Annotated in this window: 3 protein-coding genes; all 3 read right to left on the bottom strand. The window is 72.5% G+C overall.

Going from position 1 to position 24,473, the window contains the following annotated elements:
* Positions 1-65: 65 nt before the first annotated feature.
* Positions 66-22,016 carry a non-ribosomal peptide synthetase gene (locus tag OG959_RS16075; RefSeq protein ID WP_326659031.1) on the bottom strand — a complete coding sequence of 7,317 codons (21,951 nt, stop codon included), beginning with the start codon at positions 22,014-22,016 and terminating at the stop codon, positions 66-68.
* A 142-nt stretch (positions 22,017-22,158) separates the two neighbouring features.
* Entirely contained in the window at positions 22,159-22,458 is a 300-nt protein-coding gene (locus OG959_RS16070) for an acyl carrier protein (protein WP_326659029.1), read from the bottom strand.
* 35 nt (positions 22,459-22,493) lie between these two features.
* Positions 22,494-24,233, bottom strand: coding sequence for a fatty acyl-AMP ligase (locus tag OG959_RS16065; protein ID WP_326659027.1), 1,740 nt, complete (start codon positions 24,231-24,233; stop codon positions 22,494-22,496).
* Positions 24,234-24,473 lie beyond the last annotated feature (240 nt).

Genomic DNA, 24,473 nt, shown 5'->3' with positions numbered 1-24,473 from the left:
CCCCCTGTCGGGTCATCGGCCGTTCGACAGAGCGGCTCTATGACTTTCGGCAGAGTCGGCCGCGGTCAGTCGTCCCACTCGTCCTGGAACTCCTCCTCGAACGCGTCGATCTCGCTCTGGCTGATGGAGTCGAGCGCCACGTCGAACGGCGTGAGGTCCATGGCGTCGGGCTGCTGCGCGTGCGTGACGAGGGCACGCAGCGCGTCGAACCATCGCTCGGCCAGATCCGTCACCTGCTGCTCCGTCAGAAGACCGGGTGCCCAGGTCCAGTTGGCGATGAGTTCGGATCCCGCGGGCCCGTCCTGCGTGAGCGCGTTCACTTCGACGGCGTGCGCGAGCGGGGTACGCGGGTCGTAACCGCCGCCGGCTCCAGCGAGTTCGGCCACCACGCCCCACTGCGCGTCCCGGCCCGGCTCGGCCGTGCTGAAGCGGCCCAGGTAGTTGAACCCGAGCTGGGGTGCCGGGACGTCCGCGAGGCGCTTCCAGGTCCGCGGGTTGAGGTACCGCAGCAGGCCGTAGCCGATGCCGCCGTTCCGCACCGCCCGCAGCCGCTCCTTCGTCCGGCGCAGGACCTGCCCGGCGGCCGCGCCGCCCGCCAGGGCCTCGGTGACGTCGGCGTCGCCGAGGTCCAGGCGCAACGGGTGCAGGCTGGTGAACCAGCCCACCGTGCGGGAGAGGTCGACACCGGGCAGCAGATCCTGCTGCCGGCCGTGCCCCTCGACGGTCACCAGCGGTGCGCCGCCGGTGCGCCCGGTCTCGCGCTGCCATGCCGCCACCGCGAGGCCGAAGGCGGACAGCAGCACTTCGTCGACGGCCGCCCGGGTCACCGTGGGCACGGTGGTCAGCAGGTCCTTCGTGATGGCGTGCGGCAGCCGCAGGCTGAGGTGCCCCGCGGTGGCGTGCTGATCGCGGGCCGGGTCGAGGGGACGGGAGCCGAGCGGCCGCTCGTCCGCGGCCGCGGTCAGCATGTCCTCCCACAGCGGGAGCTCGTCCTCGTGTTCCGCGGTCGCCGCGTGGTCGGAGAGCTTTCGCGCCCAGCCCCGCAGGGACGTCAGGACCGGGTCGAGCCGCACCCCGCGGCCCTGCCGTACCTGGTCCCAGGCCTGTGCCAGGTCGGGTACGAGGATCCGCCAGGACACGCCGTCCACCGCCAGGTGATGGACGACGAGCAGCAGCCAGCCCGGCACCCGCGGCCCGCGGTCCATCCAGACAGCCCGGAACACGGCACCGTCGGCGGCGGCCAGCCACCGCCGGGCGGCGTCGGCCTCCTCGCGTGCGACGGCCCGCGCGGACTCCTCGTCGAGCTCCGAGACGTCCACCCGGGACAGGCAGGCCCCGGCGTCCACCGCGCCGGGCGCCTGGATGACGGGTGTCCAGGCGCCGGAGGGGTCCACGTCGAGCCGCAGGCGCAGCGCGTCGTGGTGGTCGAGCAGGCCCTGCAGGGTCGCGGTGAGCCGGCCCCGGTCGAGGCCTGCCGGTACGTGCAGGGCCATGGACTGGGCGAAGCCGTCCACGGGGCCGCCGCGTTCGCGCATCCACGCCATGACCGGGGTGAGCGGGAACTCGCCGAGCGCGGTCTCGGGGGTGTCGGCCAGGACGGTGGTCCCGCCCTCCGCGATCTCGGCGAGCCGGGCGACCGTGCGGCGCTCGAACACGTCCCTCGTCGTCAGGACGAGGCCCGCCTTGCGGGCGCGGGAGACCAGCTGGATCGACTGGATGCTGTCGCCGCCCAGGTCGAAGAAGGCCGCGTCGATGTCGACCCGTTCGACGCCGAGCACCTCGGCGAACAGGTCGCACAGCACCTGCTCGCGCCGGTTGCGCGGCTCGCGGCCGGCCGCGGCGGGCCCCGACCGGGGTGCGGGCAGGGCCCGGCGGTCCACCTTCCCGTTGGGGGTCAGCGGCAGCGTGTCCAGGACGATCAGCGCGGACGGCACCATATAGGCGGGCAGCCGCTCGGCCAGCTCGGCACGGAGTTCCTCGGGCACGGGCGCCGAGCCCGCCGCGGGCACCGCGTAGCCGACCAGGCGCTTCTCGCCGGGCCGGTCCTCGCGCAGGACGACGGTGGCCTCACCCACCGCGGGGAGCGCGGCGAGGGCGGCCTCGATCTCGCCCGGTTCGATACGGAAGCCGCGCAGCTTCACCTGGTCGTCGGCGCGGCCGAGGTACTCGACGGTTCCGTCGGACCGCCAGCGGGCGAGGTCGCCGGTGCGGTACATGCGGGCTCCGGGCGGGCCGTAGGGGTCGGCGACGAACCGCTCCGCCGTCAGCCCCGGACGCCTCCAGTAACCGCGGGCGAGACCCGCTCCGGCGATGTACAGCTCGCCCGGGGCGCCGGTGGGCACGGGGCCGAGTCCGGCGTCGAGGATCCGGACGCGGGTGCCGTCCAGGGGACGGCCGATCGGGATCCGGTCCGGGACGGGGAGGTCCGCCTCGATCCGGTGGCTGGTGGCGAACGTCGTGGTCTCGGTCGGCCCGTAGCCGTCCACGACGGTCAGGCCGGGGCAGGCCTCGAAGACGCGGCGTACCGCGTGGGCCGGCACGACGTCGCCCCCGGTCCACACCTCGCGCACGCCGCGCAGCGCCTCGGGCGCCTCGTCGGCGATGAGCCGGAAGAGCCCCGCGGTCAGCCACAGCGCCGTGACCCGCTGGTGCGCGACGGTCTCCGCAAGCACCGCGGGCGTGAGGTCGCCGGCGGGCGCGACGACGACCTGGCCGCCCGAGAGGAGGGGCGCCCACAGCTCGTAGGTGGCGGCGTCGAACGCGTGCGGCGAGTGCAGGAGCACCCGCTCGTGCGCGGCACTCGCGAACCTGTGGTCCCGGGCCAGTTCGAGGACGTCGCGGTGGGTGACGGCGACGCCCTTGGGGACGCCGGTCGAGCCGGAGGTGTACATCACGTACGCCAGCCGGTCGGCGGACACGGCCGGGCCGGCGGGCGGTACGGCGGCGGTGTCGTCGCCGGTGACGACGAGGACCGGCGGGCCCGCGGCCGCGGCCCTGTCGGCCATGGCCTCGTCGGTGAGGACGGCCACGGCGCCGCTCTCCGCCGCGACCTCCCTGACCCGGGAGTCCGGGTGGGCGGCGTGCACGGGGACGTACATCCCGCCGGCCTTCAGGACGGCCAGCGTCGCCACGACGAGGTCGGCCGAACGCTCCATCACCAGCAGCACGGGCGACTCGGCCCCGACCCCCGCGGCCCTGAGGCGGTGCGCCAGGGCGTTCGCGCGGGCGTCGAGGGCGGCGTAGGTCAGCAGTTCGTCCCCGGCCCGCAGCGCCACGGCGTCGGGGGTGCGGGCCGCCTGCCGGGCGAAGTGCTCGTGTACCGGTCCTTCGACCGGTGCCGGCCCGGTGGTCGCGCCCGACCAGAGGCCGAGGACGCGCTCCCGCTCAGCGGTGTCGAGCACGTCGATGCCGCCGACCGGGCGGTCGGGCCGGCCCACGACGGCTTCGAGCACCCGAAGGAAGCGTGCCGCGAGGGTGTCGGCCGTGCCGGCGTCGAACAGGTCCTGGCTGTACTCGATGCGGCCCTTGCGGCCGGCGAGGCCGAAGGTCAGGTCGAACTTGGCCACCCCGGTCTCCACCGGGTAGGGGCGCGCGGCGAGGCCGGGCAGTTCCCGCAGCCGTTCCAGGGAGGCCTGACCGTCCTCGTTCTCGACGGTCAGCATGACCTGGAAGAGGGGGTGGCGTGCGGTGGAGCGGGGTGGGTTGAGGGCGTCGACGAGGCGTTCGAAGGAGATGTCCTGGTTGTCGTAGGCGGCGAGGTCCGATTCCCTGACGCGGTTGAGGAGTTCGCGGAAGGTCGGGTCGCCCGATACGTCCGTGCGGAGCACCAGGGTGTTGACGAAGAAGCCGACGAGGTCTTCCAGTTCTTCGTCGGTGCGTCCTGCTATGGGTGTGCCGACGGGGATGTCGTTGCCCGCTCCCAGTCGTGACAGGAGTACGGCCAGTGCGGCCTGCACGATCATGAACACGCTGGCGCCGCACTCGCGTGCGAGTGCTGTCATGTCGGTGTGCAGGGCGGCGGGCACGTCGAAGGTCACGGCCCCGCCCTGGTACGAGGGTGTCGCGCCGCGTGGCCGGTCCACCGGCAGTGCCAGCTCGGCGGGGAGGTCGGCCAGGGCGGTGACCCAGTGGGCCAGCTGGCGTGCTGCGGCGCTGTCCGGGTCGGTTTCCGAACCCAGCACCTCGCGTTGCCACAGGGTGTAGTCCGCGTACTGCACCGGCAGCGGCTCCCAGTCCGGGGCCTCGCCCGCACAGCGTGCCCCGTACGCCACCGTCAGATCACCCGCGAACACCTCCAACGAGGCGCCGTCAGCGGCGATGTGATGAACCACCAGCAACAGAACGTGATCGCCGTCGGGGAGTTCGGCGAGTGTGGCGCGGAGCGGGGGCTCGGCCGCCAGGTCGAAGGCGTGCCGTGCGGTCTCGCGGAGCTGTTCCGCGTCGACGGGGCCCCGGAGGAGATGCAGGGCGGGCCGCGCGTCCTTCAGGACCACCTGGTGGCCGCCCTCGTCGTCCTCCGCGAAGACGGTGCGCAGGGACTCGTGGCGCCGCACGACGTCGGCGAGCGCGTCCTCCAGTGCCTCCTGGTCCACGGTGCCCGTGAGGCGCAGGCCGAGGGGGATGTTGTAGGTGGCGCTCGGCCCCTCGAGCTGGTGCAGCACCCACAGGCGCTGCTGAGGGTGGGACAGCGGTAGCCGTTCCGGGCGCGGGCCTGCGACGAGGCCCGCACGCGCGATGCCGACGCCGTCGCCGTCGAGGACCGCTGAGAGCCCGGCGACCGTCGGCGCGTCGAAGAGCTGCCGCACCGAGAACTCCACCCCCAGCACGGCACGGATGCGGCTGACGAGGCGGGTGGCGGTGAGGGAGTGGCCGCCGAGTTCGAAGAAGTTGTCGTCGAGGGTGATGGCGGGGATGTTGAGGGTGTGTGCGAAGAGGGTGCAGAGGATCTCTTCTTGGGGGGTGCGGGGGTGGCGGCCGTTGGTGGTGGGGGTGTGGTCGGGGGCGGGGAGTGCTTTGTGGTCGAGTTTGCCGTTGGGGGTGAGCGGGAGGGTGTCCAGGGTGATGTAGGTGCTGGGGATCATGTAGTCGGGGAGGGTCTGGGTGAGGTGGGTGCGCAGGGTGGCGGGGTCCGGGGTGTCGCCGGTGATGTAGGCGGTGAGGCGCTGGTCGCCGGGCTGGTCCTCGCGGACGATGACGGTGGCCTGGGCGATGGCCGGGTGGGTGGCGAGTGCGGTCTCGATTTCGCCGAGTTCGATGCGGAAGCCGCGCAGTTTGATCTGGTGGTCGGTGCGGCCGAGGTATTCCAGGCGGTGTTGGGGTGTCCAGCGGGCGAGGTCGCCGGTGCGGTACATGCGTTGGCCGGGGGTGCGGCTGTGGGGGTCGGCGACGAAGCGGGTGGCGGTGAGGTCGGGGCGGTTGAGGTAGCCGCGGGCGAGGCCGTCGCCGGTGACGTAGAGCTCGCCGGCGGTGCCTGGGGGGACGGGGCGCAGGGCGTCGTCCAGGACGTAGAGGCCGAGGTCGGGGATGGGTTCGCCGATGATGCTGCCGGGCTGGGTGGTGGCGGTGGTGGGGCTGAGGGGTTGGTGGGTGACGTGGACGGTGGTTTCGGTGATGCCGTACATGTTGATGAGTTGGGGTGCGTGTTCGTTGTGGTGGCGTGTGTACCAGTCGGTGAGGCGCCCGGGGTCGAGTGCTTCGCCGCCGAAGACGATGGTGCGCAGGGTCAGGCGGTGGCTGGTGTGGGGGTCTGCGGCGTCCGCCTGGATGAGTTGGTAGAAGGCGGAGGGTGTCTGGTTGAGGACGGTGACGCCCTGGTCGGCCAGGAGGCGGAGGAAGTCGGCGGGTGAGCGGCTGGTGGTGTGGGGGACGACGACGAGGCGGCCGCCGTGCAGGAGGGGGCCCCACAGTTCCCATACGGAGAAGTCGAAGGCGTAGGAGTGGAAGAGGGTCCACACGTCGTGGTTGTCGAAGTGGAACCAGGGGCGGGTGGCGTCGAAGAGGCGGGTGACGTTGTGGTGCGGGATGACGGCGCCCTTGGGGGTGCCGGTGGATCCCGAGGTGTAGATGACATACGCCGCGTGCTGCGGCATCAGGGCCGTGAGGCTGAGGTCGCTGTCGTCGATGGTGGCGAGCAGGCGGGCGGTTTCGGGGGTGTCGAGGGCCAGGGCGGGGGTGTTGCCGGGGAGTTGGCCGGCGAGGCCGGTGTGGGTGATCAGGAGGAGGGGGTCGGCGTCGGTGAGCATGAAGGAGATGCGGTCGGCGGGGTAGTCGGGGTCGATGGGGAGGTAGGCGGCGCCGGCTTTGATCACGGCGAGGAGCGCGATGACGAGTTCGGTGGAGCGGGGCAGGGCGACCGCGATGAGCTGGTCGGGGCCCGCGCCGCGTTCGGTCAGGAGCCGGGCGAGCTGGTTGGCGCGGGCGTTGAGGTCGGCGTAGGTGGTGTGTTCGCTCTCGAAGACCACGGCGGTGGCGTCCGGGGTGCGTGCGGCCTGTGCCTGGAACAGTTCGGGCAGGACGGGCCCGGGCCTACCGGCCGGAGTCGGCGGTGCCAGCAGCCGTGCCCGCTCGTCCCCGGTCAGCACGTCGATCTGACCGACCGGCCGATCCGGAACGGCCAGCAGCCCCTCAAGCACACACACCAACCGTGTGGCGATCGACGCGGCCGTGTCGGCGTCGAACAGGTCCTTGCTGTATTCGAGGGCGCCTTCGATGCCGTGCGGTCCGCCGTCGGCGGTGCGGCGCTCGGAGATGTTGAAGACGAGGTCGAACTTCGAGGTGGCGCCACCGCTGCTCTCAGCGGTGGCGGTCAGACCGGGCAGTCCCGCGAAGTGGCCGAGCACGCCGTCGCGTACGGAGTCGTCGGCGGCGAGCATGACCTGGAAGAGGGGGTGGCGTGCGGTGGAGCGGGGTGGGTTGAGGGCGTCGACGAGGCGTTCGAAGGGGATGTCCTGGTTGTCGTAGGCGGCGAGGTCCGATTCCCTGACGCGGTTGAGGAGTTCGCGGAAGGTCGGGTCGCCCGATACGTCTGTGCGGAGCACCAGGGTGTTGACGAAGAAGCCGACGAGGTCTTCCAGTTCTTCGTCGGTGCGTCCTGCTATGGGTGTGCCGACGGGGATGTCGTTGCCTGCGCCCAGTCGTGACAGGAGTACGGCCAGTGCGGCCTGCACGATCATGAACACGCTGGCGCCGCACTCGCGTGCGAGTGCTGTCATGTCGGTGTGCAGGGCGGCGGGCACGTCGAAGGTCACGGCCCCGCCCTGGTACGAGGGTGTCGCGCCGCGTGGCCGGTCCACCGGCAGTGCCAGCTCGGCGGGGAGGTCGGCCAGGGCGGTGACCCAGTGGGCCAGCTGGCGTGCTGCGGCGCTGTCCGGGTCGGTTTCCGAACCCAGCACCTCGCGTTGCCACAGGGTGTAGTCCGCGTACTGCACCGGCAGCGGCTCCCAGTCCGGGGCCTCGCCCGCACAGCGTGTCCCGTACGCCACCGTCAGATCACCCGCGAACACCTCCAACGAGGCGCCGTCAGCGGCGATGTGATGAACCACCAGCAACAGAACGTGATCGTCGGGAGCCGTTTCGACGAGTACGGCGCGCAGGGGGAGCCCGCCGGTGAGGTCGAAGCCTTCCGCGACCGCGGCGGCCATCCGGTCGGCCGGCGTTCCCGGGCCGGTGCTGAGGACGAGGTCCGGTCGCGCGCCGGCCAGGACGACCTGGTGGGCTCCGTGTTCGTCCTCCCGGAAGACGGTACGGAGAGCTTCGTGGCGGCCCACGACGTCGGCGAGCGCCTGCTCCAGGGCGTCCCGGTCCAGGATGCCGGTGAGCCGCACGGCCATGGGCATGTTGTAGACCGGGTTGGCGCCCTCGAACTGGTGCAGGAACCACAGGCGCTGCTGGGCGAAGGACAGCGGCAGTCGCTCCGGGCGCGGGCCTGCGACGAGGCCCGCACGCGCGATGCCGACGCCGTCGCCGTCGAGGACCGCTGAGAGCCCGGCGACCGTCGGCGCGTCGAAGAGCTGCCGCACCGAGAGCTCCACCCCCAGCACGGCACGGATCCGGCTGACGAGCCGCGTCGCGAGCAGCGAATGGCCGCCCAGGTCGAAGAAGCTGTCGTCGATGCCCACGCGAGCGGCGCCGAGGATGCCGGCGAAGATCCCGCACAGGATCTCCTCGCGGGGCGTGCGGGGTCCGCGCGCCCCGTCCGACGAGCTGTAGTCGGGTGCGGGCAGAGCCTTGCGGTCGACCTTTCCGCTGGCGGTCAGCGGCAGTGCGTCGAGCACGACGAACGCGGACGGCACCATGTAGTCGGGCAGCCGGGCGGCGGCGGCCGCGCGCAGGGCCGCGGGGCCGACCGGCGCGGCGGGCACGACGTAGGCCGTGAGGCGTTTGTCGCCGGGCTGGTCCTCGCGGACGATGACCGCGCACTGGCCGACGGAGTCGTGCGCGCCCAGGACGGTCTCGATCTCGCCGAGTTCGATGCGGAAGCCGCGGAGTTTGACCTGGTCGTCGGCGCGGCCGAGGTACTCCAGGCGGTCCTGGGAGCTCCAGCGCACGATGTCGCCGGTGCGGTACATCCGTTCCCCCGCCCCGCCGAAGGGGCTGGCCACGAACCGTTCGGCGGTGAGTCCGGGGCGGTTGAGGTAGCCGCGGGCCAGGCCGTCACCGGCCACGTACAGCTCACCCGCGACGCCCAGGGGGACCGGGCGCAACGCGCCGTCCAGGACGTGGACGCGGGTGTTGGGGAGTGGTCGGCCCATGGGGGGCGTGACGAAACCGGACAGGGGCTCGCCGGCCGTGGCGCACACCGTGGTCTCGGTCGGGCCGTAGGCGTTGATCATCCGGTGCCCGCGCGACCAGGTCTCCACCAGGGCGGGCGGGCAGGCCTCACCCGCGACGACGAGCGTCGCGCCCGCGGGCAGGACGTCGGGGGAGAGCTGGGGCAGGACGGCGGGCGGCAGGGTCACATGGGTGATCCGCTGCCTGGTGAGGGTCGCGGCCAGCGGTTCGCCCGGCAACAGCGCGTCGGCGGGTTCGAGGACCAGGCAGGCCCCGGCGAGCAGGGCGGTCCACAGCTCCGACACGGCGGCGTCGAAGCTGACGGAGGCGAACTGGAGCAGCCGGCTCGACGCGTCGATGGCGAACGACTCGATCTGGGCGTACGCCAGGTTCGGGATGCCCCGGTGCGAGACGACGACGCCCTTGGGCACGCCGGTGGAGCCCGAGGTGTGGATGACGTACGCGGCGCTGTCGGGGACGACGACGGGCAGGGCGCCCGCCGGCTCCGCTTCCCCGACGGACGGGCCGGGGACACCGTCGGCGTCGAGCAGCAGCAGCGGCGGGCACGGTGCGGGGAGCGAGCCGGCTGTCGCGGAGTCCGTCACCAGGAGTACGGGGCGGGTGTCGGCGAGGACGAACGCGATGCGTTCCGCCGGGTAGGCGGGATCGACCGGCACGTAGGCCGTGCCCGCCTTCTGTACGGCCAGGAGCGCGGTCACCAGGTCGGCCGAGCGCGGCAGCGCGACGGCGACGTAGCGCCCGGGCCCGGCGCCCCGCGCGACGAGCCGGTGGGCGAGGCGGTCCGACGCCGCGTCGAGTTCGGCGTACGACATCGTCCGGGCACCGAAAGCGAGGGCCGTGGCGTCCGGGGTGCGGGCGGCCACCTCCCGGAACTGCTCGACGGCGGTGCCGGCCGGCAGGGTGCGCGCGGTGCGGTTGACGTCGGCGAGGAACCGCCGCTCGGCGTCCCCGAGCAGGTCGAGGCGCCCGATCGGTGTCTCGGGGGCGCGCACCACGAGGTCGAGGACGCGCAGCAGGCGTTCACCCAGGGCCCGGGCCTCGTCGGCCGTGCAGACGCCGGGCCGGTAGTCCAGGCGGAAGTCCAGGCCGGTTCCGGTCTGGACGACGAGACCGAGGGCGTAGTGGGTCGCGTCGTGGCCGTCCACAGCCGTGACGGTGAGGCCGCCGCTCGCCGCGAAGCCGCCGAGGCCCGCCGTGTCGACGGGATAGTTCTCGAAGACCATGGAGGTGTCGAAGAGCTCACCGAGTCCGGCGCGCTGCTGGATGTCGGCGAGGCCGAGGTGCTGGTGTTCCAGGAGCTCCGCCTGGGCGCGCTGGACGCGTCCCAGGAGGTGGATGAGCTGCTCCCGCGGGCTGAGGCGGACGCGTGCGGGCACGGTGTTGATGAAGAGACCCACCATGTCCTGTACGCCGGCGAGTTCGGCGGGGCGCCCGGAGACGGTGACGCCGAAGACGACGTCCTCGCGGCCGGTGAACCCTCCGACGACCAGCGCCCAGGCGGCCTGGACGGCGGTGTTGAGGGTGAGACCGTGCGCCCGCAGTCGCCTGGTCAGCTCCGCGGTGCCGGCGCCGGTGAGGCCGAAGGTCACCCGGTGCGGCACCACGGCCGCCTCGGCGTGGCCGGCCGGGGCGGCCAGCGTCGGCTCGGTCAGGCCTTCGAGGTGCGCGGACCAGGCGGCGCGCGCGGCCGCGCGGTCCTGCCGGGCGAGCCAGGACAGGTAGTCGCGGTAGGGGCGCGGGCGCGGCAGCGGCGTCCCGGCGGCGTACAGCGTCAGCAGCTCGCGCAGCACGAGCGGCATCGACCACCCGTCGAGGACGAGGTGATGGCTCGTCACGATCAGCCGGTGGTGGCCTTCGGCGAGCCGGGCCAGGGCCAGACGCAGCAGGGGCGGCGCCGTCAGGTCGAAGCGTTCCGCACGGTCGGACTCGGCCAGCGCGGTGCTGCGCCGGTCCTGTTCGGCGTCGTCGAGAGCCGAGAGGTCGACCGTCTGCCAGCGCACGGCTGCCGTGGCGTGGACGGCGGCGACCGGCCGGGAGATGCCCGCGTGGTGGAATCCGGCCCTGAGGTGGGGGTGACGGTCGAGGACGGCTTGTGCGGCCGCGCGCAGGCGGTCGGCGTCGAGCGGCCCGGCGAGGTCCACGGCCAGCTGGGCCGTGTAGACGTCCGGCCCGTCCTCGTCGAGGACGTGGTGGAAGAGCAGACCCTCCTGGAGCGAGGTCGGCGGCAGGACGTCGGTGAGGTCGGGTACGCGCTCGGCCAGGGTGTCGATGTCGCTCTGGCCCAGCGAGACCAGCGAAAGGTCGCACGGCGTGAAACCGCCCGCGTCCGGCTGTCCGGCGGCGGCTACGAGACCGGCGAGGGCGGCGGTCCACAGCTGGGCGATGCGGTGGACCTCGGCCTCGGGGAGCAGCTCGGCGGCCCAGGTGAACGCGGCGTTGAGCTCCGGCCCCGCGGCACCGTCGACGACGGCCACGTCCAGGTCGAGGGCGTGCGCGAGCGGGAGCTCGGCGTCGGCGGCGCCGGCCGCGTTCGCGAGGTCGGCGATGATCGACCAGTCGGCGTGGTCCGGCCCGGTCCCCGCCGGTGCGCCGACGGCGACGCGGCCCAGGTAGTTGAAGCCGATCTGCGGGCGCCCGAGCGCCGCTACCGCGTCCCTGGTACGGGGGTTGAGGTGGCGCAGCAGCCCGTAGCCGAGGCCGTGGCCCGGCACGGCGCGGAGCTGTTCCTTGACGCGCTTGAGCGCGGCGCCACTGTCGCGGCCGGAACCCGGAGCGAGCCGCGCGGGGTACTGGGTGGTGAACCAGCCGACGGTCCGGGACAGGTCCGTGCCGGGGATCGCGTCGTCGTGCCTGCCGTGGCCCTCGATGTCGACGAGGAGGCCGGTGCCGCCGTCGCGGGAGCCGCCGCGCCAGGCGTCGACGGCGAGTGCGAGCGCGGTCAGCAGGATCTCGTCGACGCCGGCCCGGAAGGTCGGCGCGACCTCCGTGAGCAGGGCGCGGGTGACGTCGTCCGCGATCCGGGGTGTGAGCCGGCCCGCGGTGCCGTAGGTGTCGCGGGCGGCGTCGAGAGGACGGTCGCCGAGGAGCGCGTCCGGCTGCTCGAACGCCGCCTCCCACCAGGGGAGTTCGTCGACGACGGCGGGGGTGACGGCGGCTTCGTGGAGCAGCTGGGCCCACTGCCGGAAGGGGGTGCCGACCGGGTCGAGGGCCGGAGTTCCGCCCGCGTCGACTTCCTGCCAGGCCTGCGCGAGGTCGGGCAGCAGCACGCGCCAGGACACTCCGTCGACGACCAGGTGGTGGGCCACGAGCATCAGCAGGCCCGGCTCGTCGGGGCCGCGGTCGAACCACACGGCGCGCAGGACGGCACCGGCGGCGGGCGCCAGCTCCCCGCGGGCCCGGCCGGCCCGCTCCCGTACCAGCGCGTCGAAGGAGTCCGCGTCGAGCCCGGCCGCGGAGACCCGGGTCACGCACGGCCCGGCGGCCACGGCGCCGGCCTCGGCGATCTCGAACGACCACTCCTGGCCGGGCAGCAGCCGCAGCCGCAGGACGTCGTGGTGGTCGATGAGCGCCTGCACGGCGGCGACCAGTGACTCGCGGGTCAGGGCGGCGGGCACGGACACCGCCATCGACTGCGCGAATCCGGGGGCGGAGCCCCGCTCGGAGAGCCAGGCGGCGATCGGCGTCACCGGCACGGCCCCCGATCCGGAGACGGGCTCCCCGACGGATCCCGCCGTACCGGCGGCGCTCACCGCCGCCTCCGCGAGCGCCTCAGGGGTCTGCCGCTCGAAGACGTCACGCGGCGACAGGACGAGGCCGGAGCGGCGGGCCCGGCTCACCAGCTGAATGGACAGGATGCTGTCGCCGCCGAGGGCGAAGAAGCCGGAGTCCGCGAAGACCCGCTCGACACCGAGGAGTTCGGCGAACAGCTCGCACAGCAGACGTTCCTGGGTGGTGCCCGGCTCCCGGCCCGCGGCCCGGTCCTCGGCGGGTCCGGGCGCGGGCAGGGCCTTGCGGTCGAGCTTGCCGTTGGGCGTCAGCGGCAGCGTGTCCAGCACGACCACGGCGGACGGCACCATGTACTCGGGCAGGCTCCGCCCCATGTGGGCGCGCAGCGCTTCGGCGTCGGCGGCGGGCGCTTCGGGCGCCGGCACGACGTAGGCGACCAGGCGCTGGGCACCCGGCGTGTCCTCGCGCACCACGACGGATCCGTGGGCGACGGAGGGGTGCCCGGCGAGCACGGCCTCGATCTCGCCCAGCTCGATCCGCTGGCCGCGCAGCTTCACCTGGTCGTCGGTGCGGCCCAGGTACTCCAAGGCTCCGTCGTCGCGCCGGCGGGCCAGGTCGCCGCTGCGGTACATGCGTGCGCCGGGCGCCGTCGCGAACGGGTCGGCGACGAACCGTCCGGCGGTGAGCCCGGGCCGGTCGAAGTAGCCGCGGGCCAGCTGGGCCCCGGCCAGGTACAGCTCGCCCGGGGTGCCGTCGGGCACCGGGAGCAGGTTGCCGTCGAGGACGTACAGCCGGGTGTTCCAGACCGGGTGGCCGATGGGCACGACCGTGGTTCCACGCCCGGGCGCGCAGGCCCAGTGGCTGACGTCGACGGCGGCCTCGGTGGGGCCGTACAGGTTGTGCAGCTCCGCGTCGAGCAGCGAATGGAAACGCTCGACGAGATCGGCGGGGAGCGCCTCGCCGCTGCAGATGACGCGGCGCAGCCCGCCGCAGCGTTCGGCCGCGCCGGACTCCACGAAGGCGCGCAGCATCGACGGCACGAAGTGCACCGTGGTGATCCGTCGCGTTCGGATCAACTCGGCCAGGTACTCCGGGTCGCGGTGCCCCTCGGGCTTGGCCACCACGAGGACGGAGCCGGTCATGAGCGGCCAGAAGAACTCCCAGACCGACACGTCGAAGCCGGACGGCGTCTTCTGCAGCACCCGGTCGCCCGCGTCGAGCCCGTACTGGTCCTGCATCCACAGCAGCCGGTTGACGATCGCCTCGTGCGACACGACCACGCCCTTGGGGCGGCCGGTCGAACCCGACGTGTAGATCATGTACGCCGGGCCGGCGGGCCGTGGAACCCGCCCGCGCGGGCGGCTGTCCGGGAGGTCCGCGAGCGCCCGCGCCGTGTCCTCGGCGTCCAGGAGCAGCAGCGGCGCCCCGGACGAGGGCAGGCGCGGCGCGAGCGCCTCGGAGGTGATGAGCATCGCGGGCCGCGAGTCGCCCAGCAGATACGCGATCCGGTCGGCCGGATAGTCCGGGTCCACGGGGACGTACGCCGCACCGGTCTTGAGCACCGCGAGGAGCGCCACGACCAGGTCCTCGGAACGGGGCAGGGCGACGGCGACGAAACGCTCAGGGCCCGCGCCGTCCTCGATCAGCCGGTGCGCGAGGCGGTTGGCCCGTGCGTCGAGCTGTGCGTAGGACAGAGTCGTCCCCTCGAACATGACAGCGGGCCGGTCCGGGCTCAGGTCGGCCTGGGTGTGGAGGAGTTCGACGAGAGTCGTGTCCGGCACCTCGCGCGCCGTGTCGTTCCGGGCACCGAGACTCCGCTGCCGCTCCCCGTCGGAGAGCAGGTCGAGCTGCCCCAGCGGGCGGTCAGGCGTCCGGGCCACCGCCTCCAGGGCGGCGAGGAAGCGGTCGGCGAGCGCCGCGGCCTGACCGGCGGTGAACAGGTCGGGCCGGTAGTCGAGCCGGAAGCGCATCCGGTCCTCTCCGGGCAGCGCGATCAGGCTCAGCGGGTAGTGGGTGCCGTCGCGGCCCTCGGCGGACAGAACCCGCAGGCCGGCGCTGTGTGCCACCGCGTCGATGGCGGAGCGGTCCAGCGGGAAGTTCTCGAAGACCAGCGCGGTGTCGAAGAGCTTCTCCACACCCGCGATGCGCTGGAGGTCGGCGAGGCCGACGTGGTGGTGCGCAAGAAGTGCGGCCTGCCGGCCCTGCACCCGGGCGAGAAACCGGACCAGCGACTCCGCGGGCCGCAGCGTCACCGGAAGCGGCAGCGTGTTGATGAACAGCCCCACCATGCGCTCGACACCGTCGAGCTCCGGCGGCCTGCCCGACACGGTCACCCCGAAGGTGACGTCCTGCGCGCCGGTCAGCCGGGCGAGCAGCACCGCCCAGGCGCCCTGCACCACCGTGTTGAGGGTGAGCCCGTGAGCCCGTGCGCCGTCCGCCAGATCCCGCGACAGCGCCGCGGGCAGCTCGATGTCCAGCCGTTCCGGGGCCGCGCTCACGGCGGCGCTGTCCTCCGGAGCGACCAGCGTCGGCGCGGTGACCTCGGCGAGCGCCTCGCCCCACGCCTCGTGCGCCGCCGCGTCGTCCTGGACGGCCAGCCACTCCAGGTGGTCCCGGTACTGGCGTACGGCGGGCAGTTCGGTGCCCGCGTACGCGGACAGCAGCTCCTGCACGACGACCGGGATCGACCAGCCGTCGAGCAGGATGTGATGTGCCGTCAGAAGCAGTTGGTGCCGGTCCGTGCCGAGCCGGAGCAGCGAGAACCGCAGCAGCGGCGGCGCCGCGAGGTCGAACCGCCGTGTCCGGTCCCGCTCCGCGGCAGCCGCGGCGGCTGCCGCACGCTTGGCCTCGCCGAGCCCGGAGAGGTCGCTCTCGCTCCACGGTACGGAGACGGTGTGCGGGATCACCTGGACGGGCCGGCTGAGCCCCTCGTGCCGGAAACCCGCACGCAGACTCGTGTGCCGGTCGGCCAGGGTCTGCGCGGCAGCCCGCAACAGCGCGGCGTCCAGCGGGCCTTCGAGGTCCAGGGTCACCTGGGTCGTGTAGACGTCGGGCGCCTGCTCGTCGTAGATGTGGTGGAAGAGCAGGCCCTCCTGCAAGGGCGAAAGCGGCAGCACGTCGGCGACGTCTCCGTCGCCCGCGAGCAGCGCTTCGAGCTCTGCGGCGGGCAGCGGCGCCAGCTCGGCCCCGTCGGCCGGACCCGCCGCACCGGTGTCTGTTTCGGTGTGGATCTGGGCGAGGGCGGCGACGGTTTTGTGGTCGAAGATGTCGCGGACGGTGAGGGTGAGTCCGGTGGTGCGGGCTTGGGTGATGAGTTGGAGGGAGCGGATGCTGTCGCCGCCGAGGGTGAAGAAGTCGTCGTCGATGGTGACGTGGTCGAGGCGGAGGGTGTCTGCGAAGAGGCGGCAGAGGGTTTCTTCTTGTGGGGTGCGGGGGGCGCGGCCTTGGGGTGTGGGGGTGTAGTGCGGGGCGGGGAGTGCGTTGCGGTCGAGTTTGCCGTTGGGGGTGAGGGGGAGGGCGTCGAGGGTGATGTAGGTGGTGGGGAGCATGTAGTCGGGGAGGGTGTGGGCGAGGTGGGTGCGCAGGGTGGCACTGTCCGGGGTGTGGGGGGTGTCGCCGGTGGTGTAGGCGACGAGGCGTTTGTCGCCGGGCTGGTCTTCGCGGACGATGACGGCGCATTGGCTGACGGAGTCGTGGGTGCCCAGGACGGTTTCGATTTCGCCGAGTTCGATGCGGAAGCCGCGGAGTTTGATCTGGTGGTCGGCGCGGCCGAGGTAGTGGAGGTGGCCGTCGTGGGTCCAGCGGGCGAGGTCTCCGGTGCGGTAGAGACGGGAGCCGGCCGGGCCGTGGGGGTTGGCGGTGAAGCGTTCCGCGGTGAGGTCGGGGCGGTCGAGGTAGCCCCGGGCCAAGCCGTGACCGGCGATGTAGAGCTCGCCGGTGGTGCCGGGCGGGACGGGCTGGAGGCGGGAGTCCAGGACGTAGATCTGGGTGTTGCTCAGGGGCTGCCCGATGGTGATAGGGGTGTGGGCGGTGATGGAGGCGGTGGTCGACCAGATCGTCGTCTCCGTCGGCCCGTAGACATTGAGCAGGGGCCGGCCGGTGACGGACGCGAGCTGGGTGGCCAGGTCCGGGGGGAGGGCTTCGCCACCGATCAGGACACGGACACCACGCAGACTCTGCGCACTGTCCGCGCCGCCGGTGGGGGTGAGGGTGCGCCAGAGGCTGGGGGTGGCCTGGACGACGGTGATGGCGTGTTCGGTGATTGTGGCGTGCAGTCGGGCGGGGTCGTGGGTGAGGTCGGATCCGGCGAGGTGGAGGGTGGCTCCGCAGGTCAGGGGTGCGAAGAGTTCCAGTCCCGCGATGTCGAACCCGATCGTGGTCACCGCGAGCAGCCGGTCCTCCGGGGTGAGGGGGATACGGGTGTGCATGTCGGTCAGGAGGTTGGTGAGGCTGGCCCGGGAGATGACCACACCCTTGGGACGTCCTGTGGAGCCGGACGTGAACAGGACGTAGGCGGCACTGTCCCCACGCACCGGCTGGAGCGGAACGGTGCGGGCATCGGGCTGGTGGGTGTGGAGTTCGGCCAGGAGTGGCGGGTCGAGGGTCAGGACGGGGCGGGTGGCGTCGAGCATGTGCTGGATGCGGTCGGCCGGATAGTCCAGATCGATGGGCAGATAGGCACTGCCGGTCTTCAGGACGGCCAGCAGTGCCACGACCAGGTCGGCCGAGCGGGGCAGGGCCACCGCCACGAACCGCTCCGGCCCCGCACCCCGCTCCAGCAGGGCACCCGCCAGACGGTCGACCCGCCCGGCCAGCTGGGCATAGGTGAGACGGGTGTCGGCGAAGGCCACCGCGACAGCATCCGGAGTCGCGGCCGCCCGGGCCTCGAACAACCCCACGACATCGCTGTCCCCCAGATCACGGCCGGTGTCGTTCCACTCCCCCAACACCCGCTGCCGCTCGACCGCGTCGAGCACAGGTACCTGACCGATCCGGGTCCCCGGATCCGCGGTCACCGCCTCCAGCACCCGCACGAACCGCGCACACAACAACTCCGCGGACCCCTCATCAAACAGATCCGCACTGAACTCGAGCGAGCCCGTGGCACCCCCGAAGCTGAACAGCAGGTCGAACTTCGACGTGCCGGTGTGGAACGCCTCGGTCTGGACCGAGAGCCCCGGCAGCCGGTCGAACGCGTCGAACGCGCTGGACTGCCGCGTCGTTGTCAGCATCACCTGGAACAGCGGATGCCGCGCCACCGACCGTTCCGGGCTCAGCGCGTCGACGAGCCGCTCGAAGGGGACGTCCTGGTTGCTGTAGGCGGCCAGGTCGGTGTGCCGGACACGGGCGAGGAGCTCGCCGAAGGTGGGGTCGCCGGAGAGGTCGGTGCGGAGGACGAGGGTGTTGAGGAAGTAGCCGACGAGGTCCTCGACGGCGTCGTCCGTGCGGCCTGCGATGGGCGTGCCGATGGGGATGTCGGTGCCCGCGCCGAGCCGGCTGAGGAGCACGGCCAGCGCGGCCTGGAGCACCATGAACTCGCTCACGCCGTTCTCGCGCGCCACCCGGGCCAGGCCCTCAAGGGTCTCGTCCGGCACCGTGAACTCCAACAAGCCGCCCCGGTAGGAGGCGGTGGCCGGTCGTGTCCGGTCCAGGGGGAGTTCCAGCTCTTGCGGGATACCGGCCAGCGCCTCGCGCCAGTAAGCGAGTTGTGCGGACAGTCGGCTGTCCGGGTCGTCCTCGGAGCCGGTCACCCCACGCTGCCAGAGGGTGTAGTCGGCGTACTGCACCGGCAGCGGCTCCCAGTCCGGCGCCGCACCCTGATGACGAGCGGTGTACGCCTCCGTCAGGTCGCGGGCCAGCGGTGCGAGCGACCACTCGTCGGCCGCGATGTGGTGCAGCAGAATCAGCAGGAGGTGCTCGTTCTCGGCGACCTCGCACACGGTCGCCCGTACCGGGATCTCGGCCGCCAGGTCGAAGGCGTACAGCGCCGCCCCGCGCAGCTCTTCCTCGTCGGCCGCGACGCCCAGCGTGACATGGGGGGCCTCCAGCACGATCTGGTGTGCGCCGTCGACGTCGTCGGCGAAGACGGTACGCAGCGACTCGTGCCGGTCGACCACATCACCGAGCGCGGCCTCCAGGGCGTCCCGGTGCAGAGCGCCCTTCAGCCGCAGCACGATCGGGATGTTGTAGGTGGCGCTCGGCCCCTCGAACCGGTGCAGGAACCAGAGGCGGCGCTGCGCGTGGGAGAGGGGTGTGCGGGAGGAACGCGGGGTGGGGGTGAGCGGGGTGTGCGGCGGGTGGCTGACGGTGTGGAGGACGGGGGCGAGGGCGGCGACGGTTGGTGTTTCGAAGAGTTGGCGGACGGAGAGTTCGGCGTTGAGGGTGGTGCGGATGCGGGAGGTGAGGCGGGTGGCGGTCAGGGAGTGGCCGCCCAGGTCGAAGAAGTTGTCGTCGAGGGTGATGGAGGGGAGGTTGAGGACGTCGGCGAAGAGGGTGCAGAGGATTTCTTCTTGGGGGGTGCGGGGGGCGCGGCCGGTGGAGGTGGTGTGGGCGGGGGTGGGGAGGCTGGTGCGGTCGAGTTTGCCGTTGGCTGTCAGCGGGAGGGTGTCGAGGTGGGTGAACGCGGACGGGATCATGTAGGTGGGCAGGGTGGTGGCCAGGTGCTCGCGCAGGGCGTCGGTGTCGGGGGTGTCGCCGAGGGTGTAGGCGAGGAGTCGTTCGTCGCGGACGATGACGACGGCCTGGTCGACCCCGTCGAAGCCGGTGAGGGCGGCTTCGATCTCGGCGGGCTCGATGCGGAAGCCGCGGAGTTTGACCTGCTGGTCGGTGCGTCCCAGGAAGGTGAGGGTGCCGTCCGCGCTCCGGCGGGCGAGGTCTCCGGTGCGGTAGAGGCGGGAGCCGGCCGGGCCGTGGGGGTTGGCGATGAAGCGTTCGGCGGTGAGGTCGGGGCGGTCGAGGTATCCGCGGGCCAGACCCGTCCCGGCGATGTAGAGCTCGCCGGGGGTTCCCTGCGGGGCGAGACGGAGCCGGGAGTCGAGGACGTAGCAGGCCATGCCGTCCAGCGGGCGGCCCACCGGCACACTGTCGGGGACCTGTCCGGGGGCGGTGAGCCGGTGGTGGAGGGCGAAGGTGGTGGTCTCGGTGGGACCGTAGCCGTTGACGACCTGGATGCCCGGCGCGGCGGCGAGCACGCGGCGTACCGCGTGGGCGGGCACCACGTCGCCGCCGGCCCACACCTCACGGACCCCGGCCAGTGCGGCGGGGTCCTCCTCGGCGACGAGCTGGAACAGGCCCGCGGTCAGCCAGACCCCGCTGACCCGGTGCTCGGCGACCATCCGCGCAAGGACGGCGGCACCGACGTCACCCGGCGGAGCGATCACGACACGCCCGCCGTTGAGTAACGGCACCCACATCTCGTAGGTGGAGGCGTCGAAAGCGTGCGGGGAGTGCAGCAGCATCGACTCCCGCCCGCCCCCGGCGAAACACGACGCCGCCGCGAGCCCGGCCACGTCCTCATGCGTGACCGCGACCCCCTTGGGCACCCCCGTAGAACCCGACGTGTACATCACATACGCCAACTGACCCGGCAACACGACCGGCAACCCAACACCAACACCAGCACCAGCACCAGCACCCGCACCAGCACCGGCACCGGCACCAACACCAGCACCCGCACCGGCACCAGCACCGGCACCGGCACCGTTGCCCTCCGCGGGCATGCCACCGGTGTCGACGCCGGTGTCGTCGCCGGTGTCGTAGCCGGTGTCGTCCACGACCAGGACCGTGACTCCCAGCCGTTCCGCGGCTTCCACCCCGGCCCGATCAGTGATCACCACCCGCGCACCCGTCCGGGCCACCACCCCCGCGACCCGCTCCCACGGAGCGGACTCATGCACCGGCACGTACACCCCACCGGCCTTCACCACACCCAGCGAAGCCGCCACCACCCCCGCACTCCGCGGAAGCAACAGCACCACCGGCGACTCCGGACCCACCCCCGACGCCCTCAGCCGACCGGCCACCCGGTCCGACCACGCACCCAACTCGCCATACGTCCAACGACGCCGACCCCACTCCAACGCCACCGCACCCGGCAACCGCTCCACCTGCACACCGAACAACTCACCCAACGACACACCACCACCACGGAGCCCAGGCCCCTCAGCCCCCACAAGAAGACGCTCACGCTCGGCATCATCAAGCAGACCGATCTCGTCGAGCGGGCGCTGCGGATCGCGGACGGCCCGGTCGAGGAAGGCGACGAACCGGGCCAGGTGCGCGGCGAGTTCGTCCTCGTCGTAGACGCCGGGGTTGGCGTCGAAGGAGATACGCACGCCACCGGTGCTGCCGGGTGCGCCGGAGACGTTGACGGCGAGGCCGGCGACCGGCGGTATGGACAGCTGGTGGGCGCGAGCGGGGTGTCCGCCGAAGTCCGGGTCGAGGTCGTAGCCGATGACGTTGACCAGGACGTCGCCGCGCGGCGCCTCGTCGCCGAGTTCACGCGTCAGTTCCTCGCCGCGGTAGCGCTGGTGGCGGAGCGCCAGGCCGATCTGCTGCGTGGCGTGTGCGGCGAGTGCGGCGAGCCCGTCGGTGCCGTCGGTCCGCAGGCGTACCGGCAACTCGTTGGCGAGCATGCCGGGGGTGGACAGGGACGTGGGGGTGAGGCGGCCGGTGAACGGCATGGCGAGGACGAGGTCCCGGTCCCCGGACAGCCCGTGGACGTAGGCGGCGACCGCGGCGACGACCAGGGAGGACCACCGGGCGCGGGAGGCGTCGGCGGCCCCGGCGAGGCGGGCGGCCTCGGCGTCGGTGAGCCGTACGGTGCGGCGCAGTCCGTGCGGTGACGGGGCGGCGGTGCGGCCGGCCGGGCCGGTGGTCGTGGGGGCCCCGGCGAGGCTGCCGAGCCAGTGGGCGCGGTCACGGGTGTGGGCCTGGGACGCGCGGTAGCCGGTGTCTTCCGCGAGCAGTTCCGCGAGGGTGCCGAAGTCGCGGGGGAGGGGTTCCCGTCCCGCGGCCAGGGCGGTGTAGAGCTCCGCGAGGCGGCGCCAGTACAGGGCCTGCCCGAAGCCGTCGAGGGAGATGTGGTGGCAGCGGAGGTAGAAGAGGTACTGCTCGTCGGCGACCTTGAAGAGGGTGTGGGCGAACACGGGGCCCGTGGTCAGGTCGACGGGGACGGCGAGGTCCGCGCGCATCTCGGCCACGGCGTGGGCGCGCGGGTCGGACCGGTCCGTGGCGTCGACGAACAGCACGGGTGCGTCATGGTCGGGGTCGACGACCTGGTGCACGCCCTGCGCGTCCTCGGTGAACCGGACGCGCAGGGCCTCCGTCTCCGCGACGGCTCGGGCCACGGCGAGCCGGAAGACCGCGACATCGACCGGGCCGTCGATGTCGAGGTAGGCACCGATGTTGTACTGCGCGCTGCCGGGGTCGAGCTGCTGCGCCATCCACATCTCTGCCTGAGCGGCTGTTACCGAACGGTGGACCATGCGGGAGTCGGACATCGTCCACCCACACCCTTCTCTTCGCGGGAGCCTTGCGAACAACAGGAAGAACAACAGGAAATGGAGGCACGGCGGGGCGGATCGGGGGCACGGGAAAAGGACCCGTCGTGCCGACGGGTCCCCAATCCCTGCGGTGTGTGCCTCAGGCCGCGGAGAGCAGCCGGCCGCTGAGCATCTCGGCGAGGGCGTCCACCGTGGGGTGGTCCCACATGGCGTTCGCGTCGAGCGTGATGGCGAAGTGGTCCTCGATCCGGATGGATATGGACACGGCGGTGATGGAGTCCAGGCCGTAGGCGGCCAACGGGGTCTCCGGGGCGATCTCCTCGGCGGGCAGCCGTACGTGTTCCGCCACGCAGTCGATGAGCCACGCGCGGACTTCGTCGGGCGACGAGCCGGCGGTCCGGGGTACCGGACTGCCGTGGTCGAGGTCAGAGGCGGTCACGTCGATCTCCTTGGTGGTAGTGGCCTGTGGGGTGGTCACCTGCGGTTCCCGGCGGTCTTGAGTTCGCCTGCCAGGTACAGGGAGCGCATCTCGGCGCGCTGGATCTTGCCGCTGGTGGTACGCCGGACGGTGCCGGGGCGCAGCAGCAGGACGTCGTCGACCCGCACGCCGAACTCCCGGCTGACCGTGATCTGTATCCGGCCCGCCAGGGCAGCCAGTTCGTCGGCGGGGACGCCGCGGACCTCATGAGTGATGACGAGGCTCTCGGTGGCCGCGCCGGGCGCGTCGTCCCGCTCGGGTGCGGTGAACACGGCGCCGAAGGTGCCGAGTTCGGGATGCTGGGAGCGCAACTCGTGCTCGATGTCGTGCGGGTAGAGGTTGCGGCCGTTGACGATGACCATCTCCTTGATGCGGCCGTTGATGTAGAGCTCGCCCTCGTACACCGTGCCGAGGTCGCCGCTGCGCAGATAGCCGGTGTCACCGTCGGCGGTCGTGCCCCGGAACGTCTCCCGGGTCGCCTCCTCGCGGCCCCAGTAGCCGACGGCGACGCTGGCGCCCCTGATCCAGATCTCACCGATGCGCCCCTCGGGCAGCACCTCGTGGGTGACCGGGTCCACGACCCGGATGTCGAAGGCGGGGGCCGGGCCGTTGCTGACGAGATGGCGGGCCGGGCGGCCCGGCTCGGCGAGGACGAACTCTCCCTGCCCGAGCCGTTCCGCGTCGACCGAGCGCACCAGCGGAGGCTGGTGCCCCCGGGTGGTCACATAGACGGTGACCTCCGCCATGCCGTAGCTCGGGGCGAACGCCTCCTCGCGGAAGCCGGCGGCGGCGAACCGCTTGGTGAAGGCGGTGAGGACATCCGGCTGTACGGGCTCGGAGCCGTTGGCCGCGTAGGTCCAGTGCGACAGGTCGAGCTGGGCGACCTCGGCATCGGTGACCCGGCGGGTGCACAGGTCGTAGGCGAAGTTGGGCGCGAAGGAGACGTTGATCCCGCAGGTGCCGATGGCGCGCAGCCAGCGGACCGGCCTGCGGGCGAACGCCATGGGGTCCATCAGGACGCAACTGCCGCCGCGCAGCAGGGCGGGCAGCAACTGGGCGCTCAGACCCATGTCGTGGTAGAGCGGCACCCAGCCGCCGCTGCGGGTCTCCTCGGTCCAGCGGACGGCTCTGGCGAACGCCTCGACGTTGTGCAGCGCATTGCCGTGGGTGATCATCACGCCCTTGGCGTCGCCGGTGGAACCGGACGTGTACTGGAGCAGCGCCAGCGTGTCCTGGTCGAGGGGAACGGGGGTCCAGGCGTCCGGGTCGGCGAGCCGCCGGCCCTCGGGGCGGGTCACGACGGATTCCACGTCGGTGAGCTGGACGGCGTCCGCCCATTCCCGGCAGTCGTCGGCGCTCGCTCCGTCGGTGAGGACGACCGTGACGCCCGCGTCGAGGGCGATGTTGCGCAACCTCGTGCGGTGGTGACGGAACTGGCTGGGCAGCGGTGCGGGTACGGCGATGACCCCGGCGTAGAGACAGCCGAGAAACGCGGCGACGAATTCGGTACCGACCGGATAGAGGAGGAGGGCCCGGCTGCCCGGCCGGTGCCCCTGCTCCTGGAGCCAGGCGGCGATGCCGCGGGCTTCGCGGTCCAACTCGGCGTAGGTCAGGGGGGAGGTGAGGTCGGGCCGGTCGGGGTCGGCCAGGAAGGCGACCGCGTCCTGGTCAGGCCGCGTGGAGACGTTGCGGCGAAATGCCTCAACGACACTGGCGGATTGCGTGATGTCGTACATTGCCCATTCGACCTTCCGACGGCTGTGCGCTGGCCATGAGTCTCAGAACCGGAAAGAGGCCGGAAAGAGACCGGTAATTTGGGTGGTATCTGAATTACCTGCCGGATCTCACCTCAGCTGGGAGATCAAGCTACGCCATCGTGGCCAGATCGTGTCAAGGATTTCCGAACGGACGTTCACGCTCACCTTAAATACCCCCGTAGGAGCCGAAAGGGCCGGTCGGTCGTCCTTTAGTTTCGG

It is taken from the genome of Streptomyces sp. NBC_00385, from assembly GCF_035917155.1.
GTDB classification, from domain to species: Bacteria; Actinomycetota; Actinomycetes; order Streptomycetales; family Streptomycetaceae; genus Streptomyces; species Streptomyces poriferorum.
This window is presented reverse-complemented; position numbering and strand designations above follow the sequence as displayed.

Coding starts and splice junctions, on each gene's coding strand:
- OG959_RS16075 (WP_326659031.1), bottom strand. CDS start 22,016: ATGTCCGACTCCCGCATGGTCCACCGTTCGGTAACAGCCGCTCAGGCA.
- OG959_RS16065 (WP_326659027.1), bottom strand. CDS start 24,233: ATGTACGACATCACGCAATCCGCCAGTGTCGTTGAGGCATTTCGCCGC.